This window comes from Ignavibacteria bacterium, assembly GCA_016873775.1.
In the GTDB taxonomy this organism is placed as follows: Bacteria; Bacteroidota; Ignavibacteria; order UBA10030; family F1-140-MAGs086; genus JAGXRH01.
This window is the reverse complement of record VGWC01000121.1, coordinates 1-3,737: the sequence shown is the minus strand read 5'-3', so window position 1 is coordinate 3,737 and position 3,737 is coordinate 1. Positions and strand designations below refer to the sequence as shown.

The window sequence follows — 3,737 nt, the reverse complement described above, 5'->3', positions numbered from 1 at the left end:
ATACCGGAGCCATAATTGCCCACTTTGCCGAAGCGCTTCCCATAAATAAATTCATTGTTGCCGATAAGACAATAAACACAATCATGAGCGGAATTCCCGTAAGTCCAATTTCTTTGAGAAACTCCGAACCTTTCACGGCAAGTATCAATCCTAAATTTGTCCAATTAAAAAAAGCAACAAACTGCGCGGCAAAAAAAACGAGAACGATATATCCCGCGAGCGTTCCCATTGATTTGGACATATACGAAATCATATCAGCATCGTTTCGTAACGTTTTTGTTACAATTCCATAAGCAATTCCCGGAAGTAAAAACATTAAAAAGATAACTGCTACAATTCCTGTCAGAAATGGAGAGTGAAGAATGCTTTTCGTTGCCGGGTCTCGTAAAATTCCACTTTCAGGAACAACCATAAAGGCAAGGAGCAAGAAGAATAAAAACGAGGTGAACAATGCAAATTTTATTCCGCGTTTTTCCTGGTCAGAAAGTTGCTCCATCGTTTTTGAATCTGCTTCACCGGAATATTTTCCCAGCCGCGGTTCAACTATTTTTTCTGTAACCCACGCTCCCAACAGTGTAAGTAAAAAAGTAGAAGCGGACATAAAGTACCAGTTGCATGCTGGATTCACAATATAGTTCGGATTGATAATTTTTGCAGCTTCTTGTGAAATACCTGCGAGCAACGGGTCCACAGTTCCTAATACGAGATTCGCACTGTATCCTCCTGAAACTCCTGCAAACGCTGCTGCCATTCCCGCAAGAGGATGTCTTCCCAATGCAAGAAAAATTACCCCCGCAAGCGGAATTAAAATTACATATCCCGCTTCCGATGCTGCATTCGACATTACTCCCGTGAAAACGATAACAAGCGTAATGAGTTTGCGAGGAGCAGAAATTACAAAGAGGCGGATAACAGCAGAAAGTAATCCGGTTCCTTCTGCAACTCCAACGCCAAGCAAAGCGACGAGTACTGTTCCTAATGGTGCAAACCCTGTAAAATTGGAAACAAGTGACGTAAAAATTTTTCTGATACCATCACTGTTCAACAAATTTACGGGAAGAATTTCTTTTCCTGTTGTGGGATGATGCGCAAAAAAATTAAGCGATGAAGCAAGCGCAGAAAGTAATAATACGATGAATGCAAAGGAAGCAAACATTATTGCCGGATGAGGAAGTTTGTTTCCTCCCCATTCAATCATATCAAGCGAACGATAAAAAAAACTTTTTTTGTTGTTTGTATTTTCTGAAGTCATTATAAGTATGTGTATGTGATTATTAAATCAAATCTTCAAATATAGAATGTCAAATGTAAAATGCACTCACTTCTTCTCATCCGCTGCGCCTTTGAACAAAAACCATCCCAGCACAGCAAACACAGCAAGTGCTAACAAATCCGAATCCCACGCAAAATGAAGATATTTGTAGCCGAATGCAAGCACCATCGGTAATCCCGTTTCATCGTCTATAAATCCGGGAATAAAATTTAAGAACGCGCCGAACACACCAAGCAACGCTCCACCGGCAATCAATCCGCTCGAAAGCAATGTTCCTTCGCTTTCTTCGGGGTCATCGGCTTTGCGTTTGTACACTTTATCTGCGAGTTTTCTCACAACGCCGCCGACAAAAATCGGAAACGTGGATGAAAGCGGAAGATAAAATCCGACAGCAAATGTGAGCGAATGAAATCCAATCAATTCCATAAACAGTGCAATACTCGCGCCAATCATAATCAATCCCCACGGAAGTTTTTGTTCAAGCAAACCGGAAATCAATACTGCCATTAAATTCGATTGCGGGGCGGCAAGTTCTTTTCCGCCAATGCCATCAACACGTTTATAGACCGCAACTTTTGTTTGTTCATCAACAAGATAATTTCCCGGTTCGATTCCTTCCACGTTCACAACTTTTGCAAGTAAATAATTCTTGCCGTCTTTTCCTTGCATTTCTTCTGCGAGTTGAAGTGAAACCGCCGGCGGTGTAAATGGTTTTTCGACGACAATTTCTTTCGATTGACTTTCATTCAACAAAAGCATCGTAACACCAACAACAGCCGCAGAAGTAACAACACCTACAAGCATTGCAAATTGTTGTTTGCTCGGCGTTGCCCCAAGTAAATGTCCTGTTTTCAAATCTTGCGCTATCGTTCCTGCATTAGAAATTGCAATGCAAACAACTGCTCCAATCACAAGCGCGAGATAGGTGTATGATTGTCCGGTCCAACCAACAGCAAGAAAAATTAAACACGTTCCCATCAAAACGGCAATCGTCATTCCTGAAAGCGGCGACGATGATGAACCGACAATTCCTGTTATACGTGCAGAAACAACCGAAAATAAAAATCCAAAAATAACAATTAGCGATGCGCCAAGAATATTCACACGAAATGTCGGGACGAGCCAGATAAAAATTATCAATGAAATGACGCCAATACCAACAACCGTAATTGGCGTATCTTTTTCTGTTCGTAGAACATTGATATTATTTTTATTTCCCGAACGTTCACCGGCAAGTTGTTTTATCGAAGCAGTAAGCGAACTCCATATTGCCGGAAACGCGCGAATAAGTCCGACAATCCCTCCCGTTGCAACTGCTCCTGCGCCCATATACTTGATATAATTTTTCCAGATTTCATACGTGCTCATTTCGGAAATCAATTTTGTTGCAGGATAAATCGGCTTTGTTGCAACATCTCCGATGAATGAAATAATCGGCGCAATAATAAACGAAGCCATCAATCCACCGCCAACCATAATAAGCGAAGTGTGCCAACCGATAATGTAACCAACACCCATCAATTCCGGCGCAACGTCCATTCCGAACGATGAACCTTTGTAAAACGCAATATCTCTTCCAACGCTTGGCTTCCACAAACCGAAAAGTGTTGACGCACCTTTCCACAACGCACCGAGTCCCATTCCTTTGAAAATCTTTTTGGCAGAAGTTCCGCCAATTTCTCCCGCTTTGATAATTTCTGCGCACGCAGTTCCTTCAGGAAAACGTAAGTTCGCGTGTTCTTTCACAATTAAATATCGCCGCAACGGAATCATCATCAATACACCGAGACATCCACCGGTAAGCGCAATCAAAAGCGTGATGGACATCTTCAACGGAAAACCGAGAAAAATCAATGCAGGTATTGTGAACACAACTGCCGCGGCAATGGATTCACCGGCGGAGCCAACCGTTTGCACAATGTTGTTTTCGAGAACAGTATTTCCGCGAAGTTTTTTGAGAATAGTAATCGCCATAACTGCAATCGGAATGGACGCAGAAGTTGTGAGTCCAACGCGAAGTCCGAGATAGACTGATGCCGCACCGAAAAGAATTCCGAGTAGCGAACCAAGTAATAACGCTCGCGCCGTGCTTTCTAACGGAGAATCGTGTGGAGAAATGTACGGCTTAAAACCGCTTTCGTTGAGTTCTGATTGTTGTTGCATTGAGTTGTAACTTGAGTAATTTGAAACTTGTTTATAGAACACGGATAACACGGATTGAGCATATATTCACTGATTTTTTCATCCGTTCAAATCCGAAACATCAGTGTCATCTGTGTTCTATTACTTTCATAAAAAAAGTGGGATGAAATTATTGAAAAAGATGAGAAGGGAAAATTCATTTCCTAATCTTCTTCCCACTCAAATTTCCAAGTCCATCGTACGTTGCGTATTTGTAAATATCTGAAAGCGTAGGATAGTTGAACACGCTGCTGATAAACGCATCAATCGTTCCACCGAAATA

General features: G+C 41.7%; 2 protein-coding genes. Both read right to left on the bottom strand.

Annotation, left to right across the window (positions count from 1 at the left end; translation table 11 throughout):
- The coding region (locus FJ218_11080; protein MBM4167443.1) for an AbgT family transporter at positions 1–1,252 on the bottom strand (1,252 nt) is incomplete at its 3' end.
- 66 nt (positions 1,253–1,318) lie between these two features.
- Entirely contained in the window at positions 1,319–3,436 is a 2,118-nt protein-coding gene (locus tag FJ218_11075; protein ID MBM4167442.1) for an oligopeptide transporter, OPT family, read from the bottom strand.
- Between the last annotated feature and the right edge of the window lie 301 nt (positions 3,437–3,737).